General features: G+C 73.1%; 24 protein-coding genes. 10 read left to right on the top strand and 14 right to left on the bottom strand.

Annotation, left to right across the window (positions count from 1 at the left end; translation table 11 throughout):
- The first annotated feature begins 43 nt into the window (after positions 1-43).
- From ACT7CP_RS01675 to ACT7CP_RS01695, 5 genes are all read left to right on the top strand, one after another.
- The gene (locus ACT7CP_RS01675) at positions 44-2788 is read left to right on the top strand and encodes a phosphoenolpyruvate carboxylase (protein ID WP_445443113.1); all 2745 of its coding nucleotides are present in this window, start codon (positions 44-46) and stop codon (positions 2786-2788) included.
- 370 nt (positions 2789-3158) lie between these two features.
- Complete coding sequence (locus ACT7CP_RS01680) at positions 3159-3356, top strand: recombinase family protein (RefSeq protein WP_445443114.1); 198 nt, start codon at positions 3159-3161, stop codon at positions 3354-3356.
- 111 nt (positions 3357-3467) lie between these two features.
- Positions 3468-3827, top strand: coding sequence for a PadR family transcriptional regulator (locus tag ACT7CP_RS01685; RefSeq protein ID WP_445443115.1), 360 nt, complete (start codon positions 3468-3470; stop codon positions 3825-3827).
- The gene (locus ACT7CP_RS01690) at positions 3827-4210 is read left to right on the top strand and encodes a DUF1700 domain-containing protein (protein WP_445443116.1); all 384 of its coding nucleotides are present in this window, start codon (positions 3827-3829) and stop codon (positions 4208-4210) included. Before ACT7CP_RS01685 ends, ACT7CP_RS01690 begins: the two co-directional genes overlap by 1 nt.
- Positions 4211-4272: 62 nt before the next feature.
- Positions 4273-4638, top strand: a complete 366-nt coding sequence (locus ACT7CP_RS01695) for an ATP-binding cassette domain-containing protein (RefSeq protein ID WP_445444005.1) — start codon at positions 4273-4275, stop codon at positions 4636-4638.
- Positions 4639-4776: 138 nt separating this feature from the next.
- Here ACT7CP_RS01695 and ACT7CP_RS01700 read toward each other — a convergent pair whose 3' ends face one another.
- The 3 genes from ACT7CP_RS01700 to ACT7CP_RS01710 all read right to left on the bottom strand — a co-directional run bounded on the left by ACT7CP_RS01700 (position 4777) and on the right by ACT7CP_RS01710 (position 7628).
- Complete coding sequence (locus ACT7CP_RS01700; RefSeq protein WP_445443117.1) at positions 4777-5868, bottom strand: threonine aldolase family protein; 1092 nt, start codon at positions 5866-5868, stop codon at positions 4777-4779.
- A gap of 121 nt (positions 5869-5989) precedes the next feature.
- The gene (locus ACT7CP_RS01705; RefSeq protein ID WP_445443118.1) at positions 5990-6646 is read right to left on the bottom strand and encodes an NUDIX domain-containing protein; all 657 of its coding nucleotides are present in this window, start codon (positions 6644-6646) and stop codon (positions 5990-5992) included.
- A gap of 190 nt (positions 6647-6836) precedes the next feature.
- Entirely contained in the window at positions 6837-7628 is a 792-nt protein-coding gene (locus ACT7CP_RS01710; RefSeq protein WP_445443119.1) for an SDR family NAD(P)-dependent oxidoreductase, read from the bottom strand.
- 93 nt (positions 7629-7721) lie between these two features.
- On the opposite strand from ACT7CP_RS01710, the gene ACT7CP_RS01715 reads away from it, so the two are divergent.
- A complete protein-coding gene (locus ACT7CP_RS01715) occupies positions 7722-8255 on the top strand; it encodes a MarR family winged helix-turn-helix transcriptional regulator (RefSeq protein WP_445443120.1) in 534 nt (177 codons plus the stop codon).
- On the opposite strand, the gene ACT7CP_RS01720 is transcribed toward ACT7CP_RS01715, so the two are convergent.
- The 5 genes from ACT7CP_RS01720 to ACT7CP_RS01740 all read right to left on the bottom strand — a co-directional run bounded on the left by ACT7CP_RS01720 (position 8256) and on the right by ACT7CP_RS01740 (position 12615).
- Positions 8256-9524 (bottom strand): NAD(P)/FAD-dependent oxidoreductase, encoded by a 1269-nt coding sequence (locus ACT7CP_RS01720; protein ID WP_445443121.1) that lies wholly within the window; start codon positions 9522-9524, stop codon positions 8256-8258.
- Between the two features lie 86 nt (positions 9525-9610).
- Positions 9611-10054 (bottom strand): DUF805 domain-containing protein, encoded by a 444-nt coding sequence (locus ACT7CP_RS01725; protein ID WP_445443122.1) that lies wholly within the window; start codon positions 10052-10054, stop codon positions 9611-9613.
- Between the two features lie 73 nt (positions 10055-10127).
- Positions 10128-10595 carry a hypothetical protein gene (locus ACT7CP_RS01730; protein WP_445443123.1) on the bottom strand — a complete coding sequence of 156 codons (468 nt, stop codon included), beginning with the start codon at positions 10593-10595 and terminating at the stop codon, positions 10128-10130.
- Positions 10592-11659, bottom strand: a complete 1068-nt coding sequence (locus tag ACT7CP_RS01735; protein WP_413962591.1) for an ABC transporter permease — start codon at positions 11657-11659, stop codon at positions 10592-10594. The genes ACT7CP_RS01730 and ACT7CP_RS01735 overlap by 4 nt, the downstream gene beginning before the upstream one ends.
- Before the next feature lie 74 nt (positions 11660-11733).
- A complete protein-coding gene (locus ACT7CP_RS01740; RefSeq protein ID WP_413962176.1) occupies positions 11734-12615 on the bottom strand; it encodes an ABC transporter ATP-binding protein in 882 nt (293 codons plus the stop codon).
- 195 nt (positions 12616-12810) lie between these two features.
- Between ACT7CP_RS01740 and ACT7CP_RS01745 the strand changes: the two genes are divergently transcribed.
- Positions 12811-13269 (top strand): hypothetical protein, encoded by a 459-nt coding sequence (locus tag ACT7CP_RS01745; RefSeq protein ID WP_445443124.1) that lies wholly within the window; start codon positions 12811-12813, stop codon positions 13267-13269.
- On the opposite strand, the gene ACT7CP_RS01750 is transcribed toward ACT7CP_RS01745, so the two are convergent.
- The gene (locus tag ACT7CP_RS01750; protein ID WP_445443125.1) at positions 13260-14150 is read right to left on the bottom strand and encodes an SMP-30/gluconolactonase/LRE family protein; all 891 of its coding nucleotides are present in this window, start codon (positions 14148-14150) and stop codon (positions 13260-13262) included. The genes ACT7CP_RS01745 and ACT7CP_RS01750 overlap by 10 nt on opposite strands.
- A complete protein-coding gene (locus ACT7CP_RS01755) occupies positions 14147-14980 on the bottom strand; it encodes an SDR family NAD(P)-dependent oxidoreductase (RefSeq protein ID WP_445443126.1) in 834 nt (277 codons plus the stop codon). The genes ACT7CP_RS01750 and ACT7CP_RS01755 overlap by 4 nt, the downstream gene beginning before the upstream one ends.
- A gap of 62 nt (positions 14981-15042) precedes the next feature.
- Between ACT7CP_RS01755 and ACT7CP_RS01760 the strand changes: the two genes are divergently transcribed.
- Positions 15043-15816, top strand: a complete 774-nt coding sequence (locus ACT7CP_RS01760; protein ID WP_445443127.1) for an SDR family oxidoreductase — start codon at positions 15043-15045, stop codon at positions 15814-15816.
- Between the two features lie 93 nt (positions 15817-15909).
- Here ACT7CP_RS01760 and ACT7CP_RS01765 read toward each other — a convergent pair whose 3' ends face one another.
- Genes ACT7CP_RS01765 through ACT7CP_RS01775 form a run of 3 tightly spaced genes read right to left on the bottom strand, consistent with a single transcriptional unit; the run spans position 15910 to position 18469 of the window.
- Complete coding sequence (locus tag ACT7CP_RS01765; protein ID WP_413962184.1) at positions 15910-16209, bottom strand: hypothetical protein; 300 nt, start codon at positions 16207-16209, stop codon at positions 15910-15912.
- 59 nt (positions 16210-16268) lie between these two features.
- Entirely contained in the window at positions 16269-16988 is a 720-nt protein-coding gene (locus ACT7CP_RS01770; protein WP_445443128.1) for a response regulator, read from the bottom strand.
- Complete coding sequence (locus ACT7CP_RS01775) at positions 16985-18469, bottom strand: sensor histidine kinase (RefSeq protein WP_445443129.1); 1485 nt, start codon at positions 18467-18469, stop codon at positions 16985-16987. The genes ACT7CP_RS01770 and ACT7CP_RS01775 overlap by 4 nt, the downstream gene beginning before the upstream one ends.
- Before the next feature lie 326 nt (positions 18470-18795).
- Between ACT7CP_RS01775 and ACT7CP_RS01780 the strand changes: the two genes are divergently transcribed.
- Complete coding sequence (locus ACT7CP_RS01780; RefSeq protein ID WP_445443130.1) at positions 18796-20388, top strand: MFS transporter; 1593 nt, start codon at positions 18796-18798, stop codon at positions 20386-20388.
- A gap of 73 nt (positions 20389-20461) precedes the next feature.
- On the opposite strand, the gene ACT7CP_RS01785 is transcribed toward ACT7CP_RS01780, so the two are convergent.
- Positions 20462-21313 (bottom strand): alpha/beta fold hydrolase, encoded by an 852-nt coding sequence (locus tag ACT7CP_RS01785; RefSeq protein ID WP_445443131.1) that lies wholly within the window; start codon positions 21311-21313, stop codon positions 20462-20464.
- An 86-nt stretch (positions 21314-21399) separates the two neighbouring features.
- On the opposite strand from ACT7CP_RS01785, the gene ACT7CP_RS01790 reads away from it, so the two are divergent.
- On the top strand, positions 21400-22122 hold the full coding sequence (locus tag ACT7CP_RS01790) for a hypothetical protein (RefSeq protein ID WP_445443132.1): 723 nt from the start codon (positions 21400-21402) through the stop codon (positions 22120-22122).
- Positions 22123-22175: the final 53 nt, after the last annotated feature.

The following is a 22175-nucleotide window of genomic DNA, read 5'->3' on the forward strand; positions in this document are numbered from 1 at the left end:
TCATGCGCAGGATCCGCCCCGGTCGTTCCGTATCCTCGACACCGTGACGACTCCCCCGAAGCCGCTTCCCCTCGAGCACGACTCCACCCGCGACCACACGCGCGACGCCGTCGAGCCGGCCCTCCGATCGGACGTCAGCCACCTCGGCGGCCTGCTCGGCCGGGTGCTCCGCGAGTCCGGCGGGGAGGAGCTCCTCCGCGATGTGGAGCGGCTCCGCGAGCTCGTGATCGACGCGTACGAGAGCGCGCGCGACGCCTCCATCGACGACGCCGAGCGGCTCGTCGCCACCTTCACGCCGGAGCGCGCCGAGCAGGTCGCCCGGGCCTTCACCTGCTACTTCCACCTCGCCAACCTCGCCGAGGAGCACCACCGCGTGCGCGTCCTCCGCGAGCGCGAGGCGGGGGCGGGCTTCGTGCCCGACTCCATCCCGGACGCCGTCGGCACGCTCACCGAGGAGCTCGGCCGCGAGGAGGCCATGCGCCGCCTCGGCGAGATGCGCTTCCACCCGGTGCTCACGGCGCACCCCACCGAGGCGCGCCGTCGGGCGGTGGCCACGGGGATCCGCCGCATCGGCGACCTGCTCACCGAGCGCGACGGCGCGGTCGCCGGCACGCTCACGGCCGCCGACGTCGACCGGCGCCTGCTCGAGGAGATCGACGGCCTCTGGCGCACGTCGCCGCTGCGCACCACGCGCCCCACGCCGCTCGACGAGGTGCGCACCGCCATGGGCGTCTTCGACCAGACCCTGTTCGAGGTCGTGCCGCGCGTCTACCGCCTGCTCGACGACTGGCTCCTCGGCGAGGAGGCCGGCGTGCGCGAGGCCGTCGCGCCCGCGTTCTTCCGGCTCGGCAACTGGATCGCCGCCGACCGCGACGGCAACCCGTACGTCACCGCCGCCGTCACGGAGGAGGCCGCGGGCATCGCGAGCGAGCACATCCTGCTCGGCCTCGAGCGCGTCGCGCTCCGCGTGGGCCGCTCGCTCACCCTGGGCGACGCGGACACCCCGCCGAGCGCCGGGCTCCGCGAGCTGGCCGCCGCGCAGGACGCGCTCGCGCCGCACCTCACGGCCCGCATCGGCACGCGCGCGCCCGCCGAGCTGCACCGCCGCGTGCTGCTCGTCATCGCCGGCCGCCTCGCCGCCACGCGCGAGCGGCACGACGACCCCATCGCCTACCCGTCGGCCGCCGAGCTGCTGGCCGATCTCCGCGTGCTGCAGGCGTCGCTCCGCGGAGCAGGCGCGCACCGCATCGCGGGCGGCGAGCTGCAGGGCCTCATCTGGCAGGCCGAGACCTTCGGCTTCCACCTCGCCGAGATGGAGGTGCGGCAGCACTCGCAGGTGCACCGCGAGGCGCTCCGCGAGGTGCTCGCGGTGGCGGAGGCCGACGCGGCGGGCGACGGCGCGTCCGGCGACGGCGCCCCGGAGCTCGCGCCCATGACGGTCGAGGTGCTCGACGTGTTCCGCACGCTCGCCCGCCTGCAGGAGCGGCACGGCATCGCGCCGTTCTCGCGCTTCATCGTCTCGTTCACGCAGTCGGCGGACGACATCCGCACGGTCCACGAGCTGGCCGCGCTCGCGCTGGGGTCCGCGGAGGCGGCACCCGTCCTCGACGTCATCCCGCTCTTCGAGACGTTCGCCGACCTCGACGCGAGCACGGAGATCCTCGACGGGATGATCCGGCTGCCGCAGGTCGAGGCGCGCCTCGCCGCCACCGGACGCAAGCTCGAGGTCATGCTCGGCTACTCCGACTCGTCGAAGGACGTGGGGCCGGTCTCCGCGACCTTCGCGCTGTTCGACGCGCAGGCCCGCATCGCCGCGTGGGCGCGCGAGAACGACATCGAGCTCACGCTCTTCCACGGTCGCGGCGGTGCCCTCGGCCGGGGCGGCGGGCCGGCCGACCGCGCGGTGCGGGCCCAGCCGCCGGGATCCGTCGACGGCCGCTTCAAGCTCACCGAGCAGGGCGAGGTGATCTTCGCCCACTACGGCGACAAGCGCATCGCCGCCCGGCACATCGAGCAGATGGCCGCGGCCACGCTGCTCGCCAGCGCCCCGTCGAACGAGGAGCGCAACGCCGTGGCCGCGGAGGGCTCGGCCGACATGGTCCGCATCATGGACGAGGCGTCGCGCGCCCGGTTCTTCGAGCTCGTGAAGGCGCCCGGCTTCGCGCCGTGGTTCGCGCAGGTCACGCCCATGGAGGAGATCGGGCTGCTCGCGCTCGGCTCGCGGCCCGCCCGCCGCGGCCTGTCCGTCGAGTCGCTGGAGGACCTGCGGGCCATCCCGTGGGTGTTCGCGTGGACGCAGGCGCGCATCAACCTCACGGGCTGGTTCGGCCTCGGATCCGCACTCGCCGCCGTCGGCGACGAGGCGGTGCTCCGCAAGGCCTACGAGGAGTGGCCGCTGTTCACGTCGATGATCGACAACGTCGAGATGTCGCTCGCCAAGACCGACGGCCGCCTCGCCGAGCGCTACCTCGCGCTCGGCGACCGGCCGGACCTCGCGGCGCTGGTCACCGAGGAGATGGAGCTCACGCGCGAGTGGGTGCGGAAGGCGACCGGCCGCGGCGAGATCCTCGAGGGCCGGCCGGTGCTGCGCCGCGCGGTGCGCTTGCGGAGCCCCTACGTCGACGCGCTGTCGCTGCTGCAGCTGCGGGCCCTCCGCGCGCTGCGCACGGCCACCCAGGGGTCGCCCGAGCAGGGCGCGCCCGGCCAGCCTGACCCGACGGATCCGGACCACCGGCTCCTCCTGCTTACGGTGAACGGCATCGCGGCGGGGCTGCAGAACACGGGGTGACGTGCGCACGGGCGCTGGGGTCGTATCCCAAAGGACCCATGTCCGTCGGGGGCGCTCGAGAACGACGTCAATGACCACTGCGATGAGGGCGGCGCTCAGCCCCCTATCCATTACGTGCTGCATGTCTTCGGTTACGAGACGTCTTGTCGGCGCTCGGCAACGAGCGACCGCTGCCATGCGCTTTCGAGCCATCGCGAGTCTCGTAACCATGTACTGCAACGATGGTCGAGAACGCGTGTCATAAAGGTTGGTTGCGAGACACAAGCGGTGCTGCGATGAGGTTCGTTGGCTACGCCCGGGTCTCGATCCGTCAACAGTCACCGATCGGCAAAAGCAGGCTCCCCTCACGGGCGGGGGCGATGACCCATACATGGACCACGGCGTGTCCGGTGCATATGCATCACGGGCGTCGTTCGACCGGGCTCTCGCTGCACTCGACAAGGGCGACACCCTCGTCGTGACAACCCTCGACCGTCTACGACGCTCCGCCATCGACTTGCTCGGCTTCGCTGTACAGATCCGGGACCGCGGCGCCGGACTCCACATGGCAACCTATAGCCACCCGTAAGAACGCCATGTGACGCGTGGCTCGGGCACCCTCTGGAGCCCCCCGAAACCGACTCCACGGCAGCGATCTAGACTAGGTTGACTTCCAACCTAGTCTGATCTACCGTGAAGCGTGCCTACTCAACAACACCTTCCGGAGAGATCCTTCTGGAACAAGGCCGTACTAAGCCTCCTGGTGCTGCACGCTATATCCAGATTCGAACGGGCACATGGCTACAAGGTGGTTTCGTACTTGCGGGACGAGCTATCCATTGATGTACGCGGCGGGACCGTGTATCCCCTTCTGAACGCCCTAGAGACTCAAGGGCTGCTTGCCTCGATATGGCTGCCCGGAAGCGGTGGGCCCGGGCGCAAAGAGTATTACGTCACACCGGACGGCAAGATGGAGCTCAATAAGAGCGGTCAAACGTGGCTCCTCTTCTCGGAAAGAATATCCAAAGCACTGATTGAGACGGCGAAAGAGGATGGGTGATGAACCGGCAGGATTATTTGCGTGAGCTCACCTACGAACTGCGATCACGTAAGAATAACGACTCAGCAATTCAGGTCGTGCTTCGGGAATTGCCGCCCGGATTAAGCGGGGAAGAACTCGAGCACGAATTCGGCTCTGCGCATGATTACGCGGCAAGCTTTCCGAAGGGTGCGTCTCGGTCTGCGGGCTGGTGGTGCATCACGGTAGCGGTTGCCGTCGCTGCTCTTCTCCTTGCTTCACGACCGATCTCGGTATTCGTTCTACGTCAAGAGTCCTCTCTCGCGCTAAGCATTGGCACCCTTGCAGTAGGAATTGCGCTGATCGTCGCAGCCTCTATGGCAGCTGGTCGGGTTGACCGTCGTGTGCCTAAGGAGGTCGAGTGACTTCTGCAGTTGCCGTTCAGTCAGTCGGCAAGGCCTATGGCAAAGTCAAGGTCCTCCATGATGTGACTTTCGAGTGTCAATCGGGGACAGTGACTGCGCTCGTGGGCCCCAACGGGGCGGGAAAATCTACCATCCTTCGGCTGCTTTGCGGCCTTTCCTTCCCCACGGAAGGCCAGGTGGCAATAAACGGTTCGAGGTTGCATGACATAGAGCCGGGGGCTGTCATCGGTTCCGTGCTCGACCCATCAGCGCACCACCCTTCACGCTCTGTCTACTCAACGATCTCCATTGCAGCCAAAATGATCGGGGTATCGCATACGCGTGTTGACGATGTCGTTGACATGCTTGGGCTATCGGCGGTAACAAAACGCAAGTTCCGCGCGCTCTCCCCTGCAAGCGATTCCCGTATGCCTGCTCGATACAACTGATCGGAGGCGAAGAACCGGCTTGCCAGATCAGGTCCTCGACCCTCCGACCGGGCGCACATGCATCTCCGCATGCCGCAACGCATCCGACGGAAGCGCCGCACGAGCACCGTCCTCCGGCCTCGACGATGCCGAGGGGGGCTACCCCGCCCCGACCTCCCGGCGGATCGCCGCCGCGAACCGGTCGATGTCGTCCTCGGTGGTGTCGAAGGAGCACATCCAGCGGACCTCGCGGCGGGCCGGGTCCCAGTCGTAGAAGCGGAACTCGGAGCGGAGGCGATCGGCGACGCCCTCGGGCAGGATCGCGAACAGGCCGTTCGCCTGCGTCTCCTGCGTGAACGCCACGCCGTCGACGCCCTCGAGCGCGGCCCGGAGGCGCGCGGCCATCCCGTTCGCGTGGCGCGCGGAGCGGAGGTAGAGCGGCACGCCGTCGACCTCGGATCCGAGGAGCGCCAGCAGCTGCGCGCTCACGAACCGCATCTTCGACGCGAGCTGCATGTTGAGCTTGCGGAGGTAGGTCAGCCCCTCGGACGCCTCGGGGTCGAGCACCACGATCGCCTCGCCGTAGAGCAGGCCGTTCTTGGTGCCGCCGAAGCTGACCACGTCGACGCCCGCGTCGGAGGTGAAGGCGCGGAAGGGCGCATCCAGCGTGGCGGCCGCGTTGGAGAGGCGGGCGCCGTCCATGTGCAGGCGCATGCCGCGCGCGTGCGCGTGGTCGGCGATCGCCCGCACCTCGGCCGGCGTGTAGACGGTGCCGAGCTCGGTGGTCTGCGTGATGCTCACGGCGAGCGGCTGCGCGCGGTGCTCGTCGCCCCAGCCCCAGGCCTCGCGGTCGATCAGCTCGGGCGTGAGCTTGCCGTCCTCGGTCGGCACCTGCAGCAGCTTGATCCCGGCGACGCGCTCGGGGGCGCCGCCCTCGTCGGTGTTGATGTGCGCGGTGGTCGCGCAGACGACGGCGCCCCAGCGCGGCAGCATCGAGAGGAGGCCTGTGACGTTCGCGCCCGTGCCGTTGAAGACGGGGAACGCCTCGGCGCCGCGTCCGAAGTGCTCCCCGACGACCTCCTGCAGGCGGGCCGTGTAGGCGTCGCCGCCGTACGCGACCTGGTGCCCGCCGTTCGCCGCGGCGATGGCCTCGAGCACCTCGGGGTGGATCCCGGAGTAGTTGTCGGAGGCGAACCCGCGGGCGGCGGTGTCGTGGAGGTGGAGGGGGGAGGCGGCGGAGGCGTCGGTCACCCGTCCATCCTCGCCTACCGGTGGTGCCGCCGATGCGCGCTGTGCAGGCCTCCGGTGCCGGGACGCCACGACGCAGCCGCGCCGCCGCGCCGCGCCGCCGCGCCGCGCCGCTGCCCCGCCGCTACGCCGGGAAGCCGTGCAGCGCGACGTGCTGGATGAGGATCACGGTCTTGCCGTCGGCGATGTGGCCGTCCGCGATCATCGCGAGCGCCTCCTCGAGCGTCACCTCGATCCGCTCGATGTCCTCGCCCTCGTCGGCCACGCCGCCGCCCGCGCCCACGACGTCGGCGGGCGCGTACGCGGCGAGGTAGTGGTGCACCCGCTCGGTCACGGATCCGGGGCTCATGAACAGGTCGAACAGGTGCGTGAGTGCGACGATCTCGACGCCGAGCTCCTCGCGGGCCTCGCGGCGGATCGCGTCCTCGGGGGAGTCCTCGTCGAGGAGGCCGGCCGCGGCCTCGACGAGCATGCCGTCGGGGTGCCCGTTGACGTAGGCGGGGTAGCGGAACTGGCGGGTGAGGAGGAGGCGGTGCGTGTCGGCCGCGTAGAGGAGCACGGTCGCGCCGTCGCCCCGGTCGTAGGTCTCGCGCTGCTGCTCCTGCCAGGTCCCGTCGCGGAGCCTGAGGTCGAGCGTCGTCCGGCGGAGCACGTGCCAGCCGTCGGAGGTGACCTCGACGCGCTTCACGACGACGTCGGGGCTGCGGTCGAGGTCCATCCCGCGGGCATGGAGGCCGGTGCGGCCCCGCGAGTCGGGCACGGTCTCACCGGGGCGCGTCATGTCCCCATCGTCGCGGCCGGACGACGGGCGGCGCGTCCGCCGGAGGTCGGATCCCCCGGCCCGGCGGTCGGATCCGGCAGCTCGCCATCCGGGGGTCCTCCGCCTCGCCGGCCTCGCCGTGATCCGGGGATCCTCCGCCCCGCCGGCCTCGCGGCCTCGCGACTCACGACCCTGCGGCCCCGCGGCCCGCCTAGAGCGTGCCCGTGAGCACCCCGCCGTCGACGCGAACCGCCGCACCGTTCGTCGCGGACGCGAGCGGGCTCGCGAGGTACGCGACGAGGCTCGCGATCTCCGCCGGCTCGATGAAGCGCTCCAGGAGGCTCGTCCGGTTCGCGCCGATGATCGCGTCGCGCATGTCGGAGGTCGGGACCGAGCGCGCGGCCGCGATCCCCGCGACCGTCGTGGCGACGCCGTCCGACCACGTCGGGCCGCCGAGCACCGAGTTCACGGTGACCCCGGTGCCGCGCGTGCGCTTCGCGAGCCCGTTGCCGAGTGCGAGCATGGCGGCCTTCGTCACGCCGTAGTGGATCATGTCGGCCGGGACGTCGACGCCGGACTCGCTGCTCACGAAGACCACGCGCCCCCAGCCCCGCTCGAGCATCCCGCCGAGGAGGTGCCGCGACAGGCGCACCCCGCTCATCACGTTGACCTCCAGGTAGCGCGCCCACTCGTCGTCGTCGACGGATGCGAACTCGGCGAGGCCGAACAGCCCCACGTTGTTGACGAGGATGTCGACCTCGCCCAGCTCGGCCAGCAGCCGCTGGACCTCGGCGGGCTCCGCGAAGTCCGCGACGAGCCCAGCGGGATCCGCCCCCGGGTGCTCACGGCGGAGGCGCTCGACGGCGGACGCCACCCGCGTCGCGTCCCGCCCGTTGACCGTGACCCGCACCCCCTCCGCGGTCAGCGCGGACGCGATCGCGTACCCGATGCCCTGCGTCGATCCGCTCACGAACGCCGTCCTGCCCTGCAGCCGCATGTCCATGCCGGCCCCTCTCGTCACTTGCCTGGTCAACTCAGCATGGCGTGCATCGCTTGCGCAGGCAAGTCATGGCGGCTCGTGCCGTACGCTGGGGCCATGGCGACGACGGCGGGATCCGGGGGCCTCAGCCCGGAGCAGATGGAGGTCTGGGCGTCCCTGGCCACGCTCATGCAGCGGCTCCCCGCGGCGCTCGACGCGCAGCTCCAGAGCGACAGCGGCCTCACCCACTTCGAGCACGGCGTGCTCTACGCGCTCGACACCGCGCCCGAGCGCACCCTCCGCATGAGCACGCTCGCGGGGTACGCGAGCTCGACCCTGTCCCGGCTCTCGCGCGCCGCGACGCGCCTGGAGGGGAAGGGGTGGATGACCCGCGAGGTCGACCCGACGGACGGCCGCTTCACGCTCGCGCGGCTCACCCCCGCGGGCCACGAGCAGGTGGCGCGGGCGACGCCGGCGCATCACGCGCTGGTCGGCCGGCTCGTGTTCGACGCGCTCACCGAGCGGCAGGCGCGGCAGCTGGGGGAGATCGGCCGGCGGCTGTCGGAGTCGGTCAGCGCCGCTCCCGCCTGGCGGCCGCCGGGCACGGGCGAGGCGGACGGCCCCGACGACCGTACCGACCGCCCGCGCTGATCAGGCGCGGCCCTGCAGGATCAGGTTCCAGTAGACCCACGGCAGCAGGTAGCGGTCGGCGATGAACGTCATGCGGCGCTCCTTCGCGAGGCCCTTCCAGAGCGGGATCGTGGGCTTCGGGCGGTAGCGGTCGTCGAACTCGGCGAACACCACGGTCGAGCGGGAGACCACGAACGGGCACACCGAGTACCCGTTGTACGTCTGCGGCAGCGGCTTGCCCTTCAGCGCCGCGACGAGGTTCTTCGCGACCGTCGTGGTCTGCTGGCGGAGGGCGCCGCCGGACTTCGAGTTCGTGGTGGCGGCGGCGTCGCCGAGCGCCCAGACGTCGGGGAAGCGGGGGTGGCGGAGGGTCAGCGGATCGACCTCCACGAAGCCCCCGGCGTCACCCGGGGCGGCGAGGCCCGTGCCGGCGAGCCAGTCCGGCGCGGACTGCGGCGGCACGGCGTGCAGCACGTCGTAGGCGAGAGTCTCGCGGTGCACGTCGGGGTCGTCGGCCTGCACGGCGTGGTCGGGGCCGAGGAGCGCGCGGCCCCGGTCGTCGCCCGCGATCTCGACGGTGCGGGCCGCCGCGTCGACCGCGACGAGCTGGCGGCCGTAGCGCACCTCGATGCCGTACTCGGCGACCTTGCGCTCGAGCTCCGCGTCGATGAGCGGCATGCCGAACATGGTGGGGGTCGGCACCACGAGGATCACGCGGATGTCGTCGAGCACCCCCGTCGCCCGCCAGTGGTCGCACGCGAGGTACATGGGCTTCTGCGACGCGCCCGAGCAGGTGCCGGGGCCGTCGGGCTGCGTGAAGACGACCGTGCCGGAGCGCACGTCGCGCAGCACCCGCGAGGCCTTGGCGGCGTAGCGGTGCTCGTAGTTGGAGATGCCGACGGGCGACGCCATCGCCTCGACGAGGCCGGGCACGGCGTCCCAGTCCTTCTGGATGCCGGGGCACACGATGAGCTGGCCGTACCCGACGCGCTGCCCGGACGCGAGCGTGACCGTCTTCGCGTGCGGGTCGATGCCGGCGACGCGGTCCTGCATCCACGTGACGCCCTTCGGCGTGACGGATCCCTGCGGCCGCGTGGCCTGCGATGTCCGCGCGGTGCCGCCCGCGACGTGGGAGAACATGGGCTGGTAGTAGTGCGTGTCGCGCGGCTCGATGACCGCCACGTCGGAGACGCCGAGGCGGCGCAGGCGCCCCGCGACCGAGAGCCCCGCGTTCCCCCCGCCGATGACGAGGACGTCGTGGTGCGGGGTCGTGCCGGGGGCATCGGTCATGGGCTCACCCTAGGTGCGGGGGTGTTACGCGCGACCGGGCGGGTCCGACCCGCAGGGCCCGGTCAGATCGGTGCGCTCGCGCGGCGTCAGTCGAAGCGCGCGCCGGACGGGCGGGATCGGCTCGCGGTCATGATCACGTAGACGATCAGCCCGAGGATCGGGATGAAGGGGATGAACGTCCACGCGCCGCTGCGGTCGGTGTCGTGGAGGCGGCGCCAGGAGACGGCGAGCGACGGGATGAACACGGCCAGCTGCAGCACGGCGGAGATCCCGCTCCAGACGTCCACGATGGCGAAGCGGCCGGCGACGTCCATCGGGTCGCGCCCGCCCGTGGTGAGGCCGCTCAGGACGTCGAGCGCGTTCGAGACGACGAAGGCCGTCAGGACCCACCACCAGAACTCGCTCCGGCTCGCCCGCCCCCGGAACGTCGCGTACTTGAGGAAGAAGCGCCGCATGGCCGCGGCCCAGCTGGCTCCGTGGAGGGGCAGCTCGAGCGGCGGGCGGGATCCGGGCGTCATCGCGGCGGTCATGCGTCGACCGCATCGGTGCCCGGCGGCATCCGCAGGGGAGCGGATGCGGCCGGGCGACCACGCCCTCCGCGCCTCACAGCACCGCGACCCCGAGCGCGGCGAGCGCCCCGAAGCCGACGCCCCAGACGACGATGGCGATCGTCTCCCAGATCAGCACCGCGCGGGCGCGGGCTCCGAAGGAGACCATCGCGGCCGACGTGAAGTGCGTCGGCAGCAGGAGCGGACCGAGGAGGCTCACGCCCGGCACGCCGTAGCGGTCGAACGTGCGGCGCACCTTGATCCGCTTGGGCGTCTCGTCCTTCGCGCTGTCCCGCGTGAGGCGGTCGCGCGTGCGGGACGCGACCAGCACGATCAGCGCGACGACGGCGGTGTTGCCCACCACGGCCGCCAGCACGGCGACCACCGCGTGCTGCCCGGTGAGCACGCCCAGCACGGCGGCGAGCTCAACCTCCACGAACGGGATCATGGCCGCGACCATGACGCCGAACCAGCGGAGCACCTCGGGGAGGCCGGCCGTGAAGTCCTGCAGTGCGTCGATCATCCCTTCAGCGCCTCGCGCAGCTTCACCCGGGATCCGGTGCGGAGCAGCGAGTTGCTGTAGATGCGGGAGCCGAGGACGACCACGGCCGCGGTCGTCACGAGGAGCACGAGGAGCGAGACGACGGGCTCCCACCACTCGGCGGATCCGAGGAACAGGCGCATCGGCATGCCCACCGGAGCGGCGAACGGCACGTACGACATCACGGCGAGCACCACGGGGTTGTCGTTGAAGAAGATGACCGCGAAGTACGGGATCATCACGAGGTACGTCACGGGCGCGGTCACCGCGCCCACGTCCTCCTGGCGGGAGACGAGCGCCGCGGTCGCCGCGAAGAGCGACGCGAGCAGCACGAACCCGAACAGGAAGAACACGACGAACCAGAGCACCGCGGGTCCGATGACGGCGAACAGCTCGGTCTGGCCGGTCACCAGGAGGCCGAGGCCCGCCATCAGGGCGATGAGCGCGATCTGCGCGAACGCCAGGATGCTGTTGCCGAGCACCTTGCCGGCGAGCAGCGCGCGCACCGGGATCGTCGACATGAGCAGCTCCACCACGCGGGTCTGCTTCTCCTCCACCACGCTCTGGGCGATGATCATGCCGAACGTCAGCGCGGACATGAAGAAGACGAGCCCGAACGCGAGCGCCACGAGGTAGGCGATGGCGGGGTTCGTGGCGGACTCCTGCAGGAGCTCCACGCGGGGCGTCTCGGTGAGGGCGCTCACGACGTCGTCGGGGGCGGAGTCGTCGCCGATCACGACGACCCTCCCCTCGGCGGCGGCCTGGTCGTCGGGGACGACCGCTGCATCCACGTCGCCGTCGCGCACCATCGCGCGGGCGTCCTCGACGCTGTCCGCGGGCACGCCCTCGAGCGACTCGGCGGCGGTGACGGCCTGCTGCGCGGCGCCGACCACGGCGACGCGCGTGCGGTCGCCCCCGGAGTCGTTCGCGGCGAGGAAGCCGGTGACGACGATCGAGGCGAGGATCCCGAGCAGCAGGATCGCCGTGCTGATGAGGAACGACTTGCTGCGAAGGCGCATGCGCACCTCGCGGCCCGTCACGAGCATCGTGGACTGGACGAGGGTCGGGGCGGGACCCCGGCTCGTGGCGCGGGTCGCGCCGGTGGTGGTGCTGGGGGTGCTCACTGGACTACCTCCTGGAAGATCTCGCTGAGGGTGGGGCGGCGACGGGAGAAGCCCGTGACGGATCCGCGGGAGACGGCCTCGGCGAGCACGCGCTGGCGCGCCTCGTCGTCGGCCTCGAAGAGCACGTAGCCGCCGTCGAACTCGACGACCTCGACGCCGGGCACGTCGCGCACCCAGCCGCCGTCGCCGTCGATCAGGAGCTCCGTGAGGGGGCGGCTGTGCTGGTCGCGGAGCTCCTCGCGGTCACCGGACGCGCGGATCCGGCCCTCGGCGATGACGACCACGTCGTCGCAGAGGCGCTCCACGATGTCGAGCTGGTGCGAGGAGAAGAGGACGGGTACGCCCTGCGCGGCGCGCTCGGTGAGGACGCCGAGCACGGTCTCGACCGCGATCGGGTCGAGGCCCGAGAACGGCTCGTCGAGCACGAGCACCTCGGGGTCGTGCACGAGGCTCGCGGCGATCTGGGCGCGCTGCTGGTTGCCGAGCGACAGCGCCTCGATGGGGTCGTTCCGCCGCTCCGCGAGGCTCAGGCGCTCGAGCAGGCGCTCGGTGCTGGCGGTCGCGTCGGCGGCGGTCATGCCGTGCAGGCGGCCGAGGTACACGATCTGCTCCTGCAGCTTCATCTTCGGGTAGAGCCCGCGCTCCTCCGGCATGTAACCGAAGGTGCGGCGGCTCGAGGTGCCGAGGTCGCGGCCGTCGAGCGACACCGTCCCGGAGTCGGGCGAGAGCACGCCGAGCATGATCCGCATGGTGGTGGTCTTGCCGGCGCCGTTGCCGCCGACGAAGCCGGTCAGCCTCCCGGGCTTCACGGTGAAGGACACGTCGTCGAGGACCTTGCGGTCCCCGAACGATCGCGTGACGTTGTGGACTTCGAGCACGGAGGGCCTCCTCGGTGGGCGTGGGTGATCCGTGCTGCTCACGCTAGGAGGGGAGGGGGTGCGGGGGAGTCCGCCATGAGGGGGAACCGGGTGGGGGACGGGGGCGGTCGGCTGATGTGCGGCGACCGATGGGGGCGGTGATCGGGGGCGTCGCCGGGGTGGATCCCGCGGGCCGGGCTCTCCTAGGGTCGGGGCATGCGGATCCCCACCCTCGCCCAGGCCGTCGCGGACGGTGCCGCCGCAGCCGGTCTCGTGCTCTTCGCGCTGATCGTCACGGACGTCGGCACCGGGACGCTGGCGCTCGCCGGTTTCGCGCTGCTGGGGCTCTCGGCGGTCGTGCGCGTGGCGGCGGTCGCCTCGGCGCGACGGCTGTGGCCGCGCGTCGGCGGCGCGGCTGGTCGCCCTGCTGGCCGCTCGGCTGGTCGCGGGCCGTGGCGGCGATGGATCCTCGCCCTCTGGCTCGTGCAGGGCGTCGCGTTCGTCGCGGGGCTCCTCCTCGCGCACTCGCCGCTCGGCGCCGTCGCGACCGCGGGGATCGTCGGCCTCGTCGTGGCCGTCGCGTCGGCCGCGCTCGCGGGCGCCGCGGCCCGCCGGGCGGCACGCGGGTCCGGCGCCGGCTTCGTCGACTCCGCCGCGATCACCGCCTACGCGTAGGCGCTCGCCGCCGGTCCCGTGACCCCGGGCCGCACCGCGAAGAGCATCCCCGCGCGCGGGTGCCGGGCCGAGTCCTCCGCCGTGTAGCCCTCCTGCGAGGTCGTGATCACCAGGACGTCGCGGTCGGGGCCGACGAAGGCGCAGCTCGAGACCTGGGGTGCGTCGACCCGCACCGACCCGACGTGCTCACCGGCGGGCGAGAACCGCCGCACCTCGCTCCCGCCCCAGAGCGCGACCCAGAGGAACCCCTCGCCGTCGACGCACATGCCGTCGGGGTGGCCGTCGGCGGGGTCGATCTCGACCACCACCTCGGGATCCGCGAGGCCGCCCTCGTCGGTGACGCGGAAGCGGCACACCTGCTGGGTGGTCGTGTCGATGTAGAGCATCTCGGTGCCGTCGGCCGAGAACGCAATGCCGTTGGAGATGGTGACGCCCTCGAGCACGGTCGACGCCCGGCCCCGGTCGAGGAGGTAGAGGGCGCCCGCGCCGTGCGTCTTGTCGAACGCCATGGATCCGGCCCAGAGGCGGCCCCGCGGATCCACCTCGCCGTCGTTCATGCGGCGCCGGATGCCGTCCTCGGGCAGCACGTCGAGCATCGGGATGAGCACGCCGTCCGCCGTGAGGCGGACGAAGCCGTCGCGCGCGGCGAGCACGTGGCCGCCGTCCGCGTGCCGGACGACCGCGCCGACCGGCCCGCCGACGTGCGTCTCGGTGACCGGGCCGACCGCGAGGGTGACCGGATCCAGCGTCGCCTCGCGCACGATGCCGACGTACTGGTCGGCCCAGAGCAGGGTGCCGCGCGCCTCGTCCCAGAGCGGCGCCTCGGCGTGCTCGGAGCGGACGGTGTCGAGCGGCTGCGCCTCCCACGTGGTGACGCTCATCGGACGCCGCCCTCGCCGTCGCGGTCGGACGGATCCACGATCGCGCCGTCCCGCGGCCCCCGCGTGGGCGCGCCGTCGCCCTCGTACGCGCGCTGCGGCATCTGCGTCGCGAGCTTGCCGCCGCTCACGTCCACGAGCGTGCCGGTGATGTAGCCGGCGCGGTCGCTCGCGAGGAAGACGAGGAGGTCGGCCACGTCGTCGGGCCGCTCCCACCGGCGGATGCTGAGGGTGTCGAGCAGGCGGTCCTGCGCGGGCTGCGGCATCTCGGCGAAGCCGTTCATGGCGGTGGGGATCATGCCGGGCGCGTACGCGTTGACGGTGATGCCCCACGGCCCCAGCTCGCTCGCGAGCACGCGCGTGAACTGCACGACCGCGGCCTTGGAGGCGCCGTAGGCCGCGGCGCCGACGCTCGGGACGACGGCCGCGAACGACGCCGCGTTGATGATCCGCCCGCCTCCCGCTGCCTTCATCGCCGGGATGACGGCCTGGGACAGGAGGAAGACGCCGCCGACGTTCACGTCGAACGCGGCCTGCCAGCGCGCGGGCTCGAGCGTCTCGACGGATCCCTCGACGTTGATCCCGGCGTTGTTCACGAGCACGTCGACGCGGCCCGCCGCGTCGAGCACCTGCGCGACCGCGGCCTGCACCGACGCCGCATCCGTGACGTCCGCCACGATGGCGGTGAGCCCGGCGGGCGGCTCGTCCCGGAACCGGAGGTCGAGCCCGAAGACCCGGCACCCCTCCGCGAGGAAGCGATCGGCGATAGCCCGGCCGATGCCCTGGGCGGCACCGGACACGACGACGACCCTGTCGCTGAGATCGATGAGCATGCGTGTTCCCCACAGTCCGAATAGCGTTTCCCTCAACGTAGGGGTGACCGAGGGAGACCGCCATGACCGGCACGACGACGTACGACGACCACGACGGCGAGCGTCCTGGGGAGGGATCGGCGGGCGCGCGCGTCCTCTGGGTGAGCGGCGCGGGATCCGGCGTCGGCCGCGCGACCGCCGTCGCCGCGGCCCGCGACGGCTGGGATCTCGTGCTGTCGGGCCGCCGCATGGAGCCGCTCGAGGAGACGCAGGCGCTCGTGGACGACCTCGGATCCCGCGCGGTCGTCGCCCCGCTCGACGTGACCGACGACGCCGCGCTCGCCGCCGTGGTCGCGGGCCTCCGCCGGCTCGACGGGATCGTCGTGGCGGCCGGCCTCAACGCCCCGCGCCGCGCATGGGCCGACCAGGACCTCGCCGACTTCGACCGCATCGTCGCGACCAACCTCACCGGTCCCGCGCACCAGGTCGCCGCCGCCCTCCCGCTGCTGCGCGCGGCCGGCGGCACGGTCGTGCTCGTCTCCTCCTACGCCGCGTGGACGCACTCGCCGGGCGCCGGGGTCGCCTACAGCGCCTCGAAGACGGCGCTCGGGGCGCTGGTCCGCGACCTCAACGCGCAGGAGGCGGGTGCCGGGATCCGCGCCACGCACCTCTGCCCGGGCACGATCGACAGCGACTTCCTCGCGCTCCGGCCGACGGTGCCCGACGCCGCCGAGCGCGCCGCGATGCTCACGCCCGACGACGTGGCGCGCGCCGCGCTGTTCGTGCTCGCGTCGCCGCCCCACGTGCGCATCGACGAGTTGGTGCTGTCGCCGATGTCGCAGCTAGGCGGGTTCTGAGACCCGTCGCCCGCTTCCCTGGACGACCGCGTGGGGATCCCACCCGCCGGCGGGCTCCTCTGGGCGGTGGGATCGCGTGCTGGAGCGGGGGCGTCAGTCGCCGCCTCCACCTCCGCCGCCGTCCCCGCCGCCGCTGTCGCCACCGCCGTGCCCGCCGCCGCTGTCGCCGTCGTGACCGTGGCCGTGCCCGCCGCCGCCGTCGCTCATGTGCCCGCTCCAGCGGTCGCTGGGGACGTAGGTGCCGCCGTCGCTCCCCGACGAGCGGTGCGGGCCGCGGGGGAGTCCTCCGCGCGGGCGGCCGCGCGTGCGCGGCCCTCGCCCGGAGCGCAGGCCGACGACGAGGCACAGGACGACGAAGACGATGTAGCCGACGATGAACGGCGGGGAGTCCATGGGGTCACCCTAGGCGCGGGTCGTCGCGGTCGCGCCGTCGGGACCGGGATGCGCCCGCATCAGCTCGCACCCGGCACGACGATGCCGCGCTCATACGCGAACACGACGGCCTGCACCCGGTCGCGCACGCCGAGCTTCAGCAGCAGGCGCGAGACGTGCGTCTTCACGGTCGCCTCGCCGAGGTAGAGCCGCTCGGCGATCTCCGCGTTCGCGAGGCCCTCGGCGAGGAGGCGGAGGACCTCGAGCTCGCGGTCGGTGAGGGTCTGCACGCGCGGGTCGGTGGGGATCGTCGGGGTCGCGGCGGCGGGCGCCGGGACGTCGTCGGGGGCGCCGGATCCGCGGCCGAAGCGCTCGATGACCCGGCGCGTGACGTCGGGGGAGAGCAGCGCGTCACCGCGTGCGATCACGTGCACGGCCTCCACGAGCGACTCCGGCGACGCGCTCTTCAGCACGAAGCCGCTGGCGCCCGCGTCGAGCGCGGTGAAGAGGTAGTCCTCGCGGTCGAAGGTGGTGAGCATGAGCACGCCCGCGGTGATGGCCGGGTCGGCGACGATGCGGCGCGTGGCCTCGAGGCCGTCGACGCGCGGCATCTGCACGTCCATGCAGATCACGTCGGGCGCGAGCGCGGCGGCCAGGCGCACGCCCTCCTCGCCGTCGGCCGCCTCGCCGACTACTTCGATCCCGTCCTCGCTCTCGAGGATCACCCGGAACCCGGCGCGGACGAGCGCCTGGTCGTCGACGAGCAGGACGCGGACGGGGGCAGTGGGGTCGGCGGTCATGCCCGGGCCTCCTCCGGGACGGATGCATCGGCGGCGACGGACGCGGCCGCGGGGACGGATGCGGCGGCGGGGACGGCCTCGGGCACGGGGACGGACGCGTCGAGCGGCACGGGCATCGGCACGGGCGGCACGACGGACGACGGGCTGGTGGGCAGCGACGCGCGCACGAGGTAGCCGCCGCGCGCCTTCGGGCCCATCTCGATGGATCCGCCGACCGCCGCCACGCGCTCCCGCATCCCGCGCTGGCCGAGCCCGCCGGGGCCGCTCCGCCCGGGTGCCGCCGCCGCAGAGGCCGCGCCCGCGGGGCCGGCGTCGCTCACCTCCACCTCGACGCGGTCGGCGAGGTACCGCACGCGGAGGTCGACGCGCGTGCCGGTGCCCGCGTGCTTCCGCACGTTGGTGAGGGACTCCTGCGCGACCCGGTAGACGATGAGGTCGACGGTGGGCGTGAGCGGCCTAGGCGTGCCGATCACGTCGTAGGCGACCTGCAGACCCGCACCGCAGGCGTCCGCCACGAGCTCGTGCAGCTGGTCGACGCCGCGGGTCGACGCGGAGCGGGTCTCGTCGGGCTCGCCGCCGGCGCCTCCGTCGGACCCGGTCCCGTCCTCTTCCTGTCGGAGCGCGACGAGCATGCGGTGCAGCTCCTCGATGGCGCTGCGCGCGTTGTCCTCCACGATGCCGAGCGAGGCCGCTGCCTGGTCGGCGTCGCGCCCGAGCACCCGGCGGGCGGCCCCCGCGTGCACGCCCATCACCGAGACGTGGTGCGCGACGACGTCGTGCAGCTCACGGGCGATGCGCACCCGCTCGAGCGTGACCGCCTGCTCCGCCACGCGCTCCCGCTCCGTCGCGAGCTCCGCGGTGCGGGTCTCGAGCGCGCACCGGTCGCGCGCGGACGCCCACGCGCGGTCGCCGAAGTACCAGGCGCCGCCGAAGTAGAGGAGGTTCATGACGATCGAGACGAGCCCGGCGGCGATCGGCGCGGGCACCCACGCGTCGTCGGGCGCGGACTCGAAGTCGGACCCCGCGAGCGAGAAGAAGCCCGAGGTCTGCAGGAGGGCCGAGAAGAGCCAGGCGAACATGCCGACCACGATGACGCCGCGGACGACGTTCGCCCGGAGCCGGCTGCGGCCCCAGGCACCGAGCGAGTACATGGCGATGAACATGGCGATGTTCGAGAACATCACCTCGGGGACGAACTGGTACGCGCCGACGATGAACGTCGCGCCGACGACGAGCGTCACCGCCTCGGGCTGGAGGCGGCGGAAGGCCAGCGGGCCGGCCATCAGGAGGATCCAGGCGCCGATCACCCAGAGGGGCGGACGCGTCGGGTACATGCCCACGGCGTAGTAGAGGGTGCAGCTCCCCGTGGTGAGCACCAGCATCACGGCCGCGAGCAGCAGGTCGGCGCGGAGCCCGGCGCGGTCCGGACGCGGGCGGACCCAGAAGCGGTCGACGCTGTCGGGGGCGGATGCGGCGCTCATCCGACCACGGTAACGACGGGACCGCGCCGGGCGCATCCGCCGGATGACGGACCGGGCGGCAGGATGCGCGACGCCGCGCGCCGGTGACGGCAGCCTGTGCGCGGGCGCCCGGATGGGCCGCACGGGTCAACCGGTGCCAGACTGGCCGCACGGGCGCATCCGCCCGGCCGTCTCCCCCGCACCGCCGCGGATCCTCCTCCGTGCGCGCCGCCGCCAGCGCGCGAGGCGCCCGACCTCCCGTCCCGCGCCCGCGCCGCCCGCTCGCGCTCGCCCGACGGATCCGCCCGCACCACCGCCGACGCCCGCGTCGGCATGAGAGGACCCCCATGTCCGACACCACCGCATCCGCCCGCCCGGCGTCCGGCGGTTCGGGAGCGCCCGGCTCCGGATCCGCTTCCGCCCCCGTCGTCTCCCGTCGTGCCTGGCAGGCGCTCATCGTGCTGCTCGCCGGCATGTTCATCGCGCTGCTCGACACCACGATCGTGAACGTCGCGCTGCCGACCATCCGCACGAGCCTCGACGCCTCCGAGTCGACGCTGAGCTGGATCATCTCCGGCTACGCGCTCGCGTTCGGGCTCGCGTTGATCCCCGCGGGCCGCCTCGGCGACCGCTACGGGCACAAGTGGGTGTTCGTGACCGGCATCGCGCTGTTCACGCTCGCCAGCCTCGCGTGCGGTGTGGCTCAGGACGACCTCCAGCTCGTGATCGCGCGCGTGGTGCAGGGGCTCTCCGGCGGACTGTTCGTGCCCGCGGTGACCGCCTTCATCCAGCTGCTGTTCCCGCCGCAGGCGCGCGGCAAGGCGTTCGCCATCATGGGCGCCGTCATCGGCGTCTCGTCCGCGCTCGGCCCGATCGTGGGCGGCCTGATCATCCAGGCCGCTGGGGAGGAGTCGGGCTGGCGCCTGGTCTTCTTCGTGAACCTGCCCGTCGGACTCGCGACCGTGATCGCCGCGGCCGTCCTGCTCCCCAGCCGCCAGGTCGCCGAGCAGGTCGCGGGCGACGTGCGCGCGCAGTCCGCCGCGCGGTCCGGCGCGCCGGCCGGCCGCGGATCCGCCCCGGCGACGGCCCCCGCCGCCACGGGCGTCGACCTCGTCGGCGTGATCCTCGTGAGCGCCGGCCTCGTGGCCCTCCTCGTGCCGCTCATCGACGGCCAGGACCAGGGCTGGCCGCTCTGGACCTACCTGTCGCTCGCCGGCGGCGTCGTGCTCCTCGCGCTCTTCGGCGCGTGGGAGGTCCGGCAGACGCGGCGCGCGAAGAGCGTCCTGGTGCCGCCGCACCTGTTCACCCACCCCGCCTTCACGGGCGGCGTGATCCTCGCGATGGTCTACTTCGCCGCCTTCACCAGCATCTTCTTCACCATCTCGATCCTCTGGCAGTCGGGCCTCGGCAACTCGGCGCTCGCGTCGGGCCTCGTCTCGATCCCGTTCGCCATCGGCAGCATCGTCGGCTCCTCGCAGAGCAACCGCCTGACGAACCGCCTCGGCCGCACGGTCCTCGTGATCGGCACGGCGCTCGTGAGCGTCGGCCTCATCTGGCTCTGGCTCGTGCTCCTGAATACGGCCGCCGCCGACCTCACCAGCTGGATGCTCCTCGTCCCGCTGCTCCTCGCCGGCATCGGCAACGGCCTCTTCATCGCCCCGAACGCGCAGTTCATCGTCGCGACGGTCGACCCCGCCGAGGCGGGCGCGGCCTCCGGCGTGATCGGCACCGTGCAGCGCGTCGGCTCGGCCGTGGGAATCGCGGTCATCGGCAGCGTGCTGTTCGCGGGCGTCGCGGGCGCCGGGATCCGCGGACCCGAGATGCTCCCGCAGGCGTTCACCGACGCGTCCGCGTCCGCCATGGGCGTCAGCGCGATCTTCGCGGTCGTCGCCTTCGCGCTCGTGTTCGCCCTGCCGCGGCGGGTGTCGCGCGGGCACTGACCGCCGCCGCTCCACCCCCTCTCGCCGATCCGGATCCGTCCGGGTCGGCGAGAGCCGTCTCCGGGTACCTCTCCTATGCAGCGGCGCGGATCCGCTCCCGCAGCCGGGCGAGCGCGTCGGCCGCGCCGTGCAGCACGGCGATGTGGCCGTCGTCCGGGCGTATCACGAGCTCGGCGCCGGGGACCCGGTCGGCGAGCCAGCGCGCGTGGGCGACGGGCGCGATCCGGTCGGCGTCGCCGTGGAGCAGGATCACCGGCGCGGTGACGGCGGCGAGGTCGACGCCCCAGTCCGCGACGAGCGCCAGGTCGTCGTCGACCATGCCGCCCGGGCCCGCGTCCATCCCGTGCGACGCGACGCCGTTCAGCCACGCCCAGTCGGTCTCCAGCGCGCGGAGGTCGCCGTCGGTGAACATCGCCGGGTCGAACTCGCTCCGGGCGAGCTCCGCCTCGAGCGCCTCCCGTCCGGCGACGGCCGCGCGCAGCTCGCGCTCGCCGCCCGCGTGCATGCCGGCGAACCAGTCGAGGCCCTCGGCCTGCACGGGCGCGAGGGCCGCGCCGCAGAGCGCGCCGAGCACGCGGTCGCCGAGGGAGGCCGCGGCGGCCAGCGCGAGCACGGCTCCGCTCGAGTGGCCGAACGCGGCGAAGCGGTCGACGCCGAGCGCGTCCGCGACGGCGAGGTCGTCGGCCACGGTGGTCGCGATGGAGCGGCCGGGGTCCCGGGTGGATCCGCCGTAGCCCGGCCGGTCATACGAGATCCAGCGGATGCCGCGGCCCTCGGGGGCGTCGACGAGCGGGGCGGGCGGCGGCCCGACGTTCGGGGTGCCGTGGTGGTAGAGGACCACGAGGTCGGCGCCGTCGCCGGATCCCGTGTCGTAGCAGTGCAGCGTGCGGCCGTCGGGCAGCCGCAGGTCGGTCTCGGTGAGCATGGGCCGAGCGTAGGCGCGCGTGCGTCCCGCGGCCAGGGCGCGAGCGCGGCCCGGTCGCGCGGGACGCCCGGTGACAGGATCGATCCATGGACGAGGCGCAGCGGAGCGAGCTCCACGCGCTCCGCCGCCGGGCCTACGGGCCGGACCCCGACCTCGACGACGCCGAGCTCGCCCGGCTGCGCGAGCTGGAGGCGGGGGCGCGCGATGCGGCCCGCGTCGGCGGTGCGGCGGATCCGCGGACCGCGCTCGCGCCCGACGGTCCGCGCGGGCGCCATGCTGCGCCGGTCGACGCATTGCGCACCGGATCCGCCGACATCGACGCGACCGACACCGCCGACGACACCGAGGACGAGCCCCCGCGCCGCACGCCCCCGCTCCGCCCCCGCACTGCGATCCTCTGGGCCGCGTCCGTGCTCGTGGCGGTCGGCGCGACGGTCGCCGTCTCCTCGGCGCTCGGCACGATGACCGGACGCGAGGTCGGGACCGTCGCGCTGGATCCGGACCGCGCCGTCCCCGAGCGCTGGGACGACTGGTACCGGGACGTCGCGACCGGCGTCGGCGAGTTCCACGGCCTCACGGTGATCGGCCTCGAGAACCCCGACGGCGGCGCCGCGTGCGTCACGGTCGTCGCCCCGCGCTCCACGCGCGGCGGCACGCCCGTCGGCGGATGCGCGGCCGGCTCGTTCCCCGCCCGCGGCGTCCTCACGGTGACCGACGACATGCCCGCCGAGCTCCGGGACGAGTTCCCCGAGGGCACCGCGCTCGAGTTCGTGCTCGAGGGCGCGTCCGTCCGCTTCGCGGCGGGGTAGGCGCGGCGGGCGGGCGGGCGGGCGGGCGGGTGAGGGTGGTGGCGGGGTGAGCG

This window comes from Clavibacter rahimiani, assembly GCF_052654495.1.

Coding starts and splice junctions, on each gene's coding strand:
- ACT7CP_RS01680 (WP_445443114.1), top strand. CDS start 3,159: ATGGACCACGGCGTGTCCGGTGCATATGCATCACGGGCGTCGTTCGAC.
- ACT7CP_RS01690 (WP_445443116.1), top strand. CDS start 3,827: ATGAACCGGCAGGATTATTTGCGTGAGCTCACCTACGAACTGCGATCA.
- ACT7CP_RS01705 (WP_445443118.1), bottom strand. CDS start 6,646: ATGACGCGCCCCGGTGAGACCGTGCCCGACTCGCGGGGCCGCACCGGC.
- ACT7CP_RS01710 (WP_445443119.1), bottom strand. CDS start 7,628: ATGGACATGCGGCTGCAGGGCAGGACGGCGTTCGTGAGCGGATCGACG.
- ACT7CP_RS01715 (WP_445443120.1), top strand. CDS start 7,722: ATGGCGACGACGGCGGGATCCGGGGGCCTCAGCCCGGAGCAGATGGAG.
- ACT7CP_RS01720 (WP_445443121.1), bottom strand. CDS start 9,524: ATGACCGATGCCCCCGGCACGACCCCGCACCACGACGTCCTCGTCATC.
- ACT7CP_RS01725 (WP_445443122.1), bottom strand. CDS start 10,054: ATGACCGCCGCGATGACGCCCGGATCCCGCCCGCCGCTCGAGCTGCCC.
- ACT7CP_RS01730 (WP_445443123.1), bottom strand. CDS start 10,595: ATGATCGACGCACTGCAGGACTTCACGGCCGGCCTCCCCGAGGTGCTC.
- ACT7CP_RS01735 (WP_413962591.1), bottom strand. CDS start 11,659: ATGCTCGTGACGGGCCGCGAGGTGCGCATGCGCCTTCGCAGCAAGTCG.
- ACT7CP_RS01745 (WP_445443124.1), top strand. CDS start 12,811: ATGCGGATCCCCACCCTCGCCCAGGCCGTCGCGGACGGTGCCGCCGCA.
- ACT7CP_RS01750 (WP_445443125.1), bottom strand. CDS start 14,150: ATGAGCGTCACCACGTGGGAGGCGCAGCCGCTCGACACCGTCCGCTCC.
- ACT7CP_RS01755 (WP_445443126.1), bottom strand. CDS start 14,980: ATGCTCATCGATCTCAGCGACAGGGTCGTCGTCGTGTCCGGTGCCGCC.
- ACT7CP_RS01760 (WP_445443127.1), top strand. CDS start 15,043: ATGACCGGCACGACGACGTACGACGACCACGACGGCGAGCGTCCTGGG.
- ACT7CP_RS01765 (WP_413962184.1), bottom strand. CDS start 16,209: ATGGACTCCCCGCCGTTCATCGTCGGCTACATCGTCTTCGTCGTCCTG.
- ACT7CP_RS01770 (WP_445443128.1), bottom strand. CDS start 16,988: ATGACCGCCGACCCCACTGCCCCCGTCCGCGTCCTGCTCGTCGACGAC.
- ACT7CP_RS01775 (WP_445443129.1), bottom strand. CDS start 18,469: ATGAGCGCCGCATCCGCCCCCGACAGCGTCGACCGCTTCTGGGTCCGC.
- ACT7CP_RS01780 (WP_445443130.1), top strand. CDS start 18,796: ATGTCCGACACCACCGCATCCGCCCGCCCGGCGTCCGGCGGTTCGGGA.
- ACT7CP_RS01785 (WP_445443131.1), bottom strand. CDS start 21,313: ATGCTCACCGAGACCGACCTGCGGCTGCCCGACGGCCGCACGCTGCAC.
- ACT7CP_RS01790 (WP_445443132.1), top strand. CDS start 21,400: ATGGACGAGGCGCAGCGGAGCGAGCTCCACGCGCTCCGCCGCCGGGCC.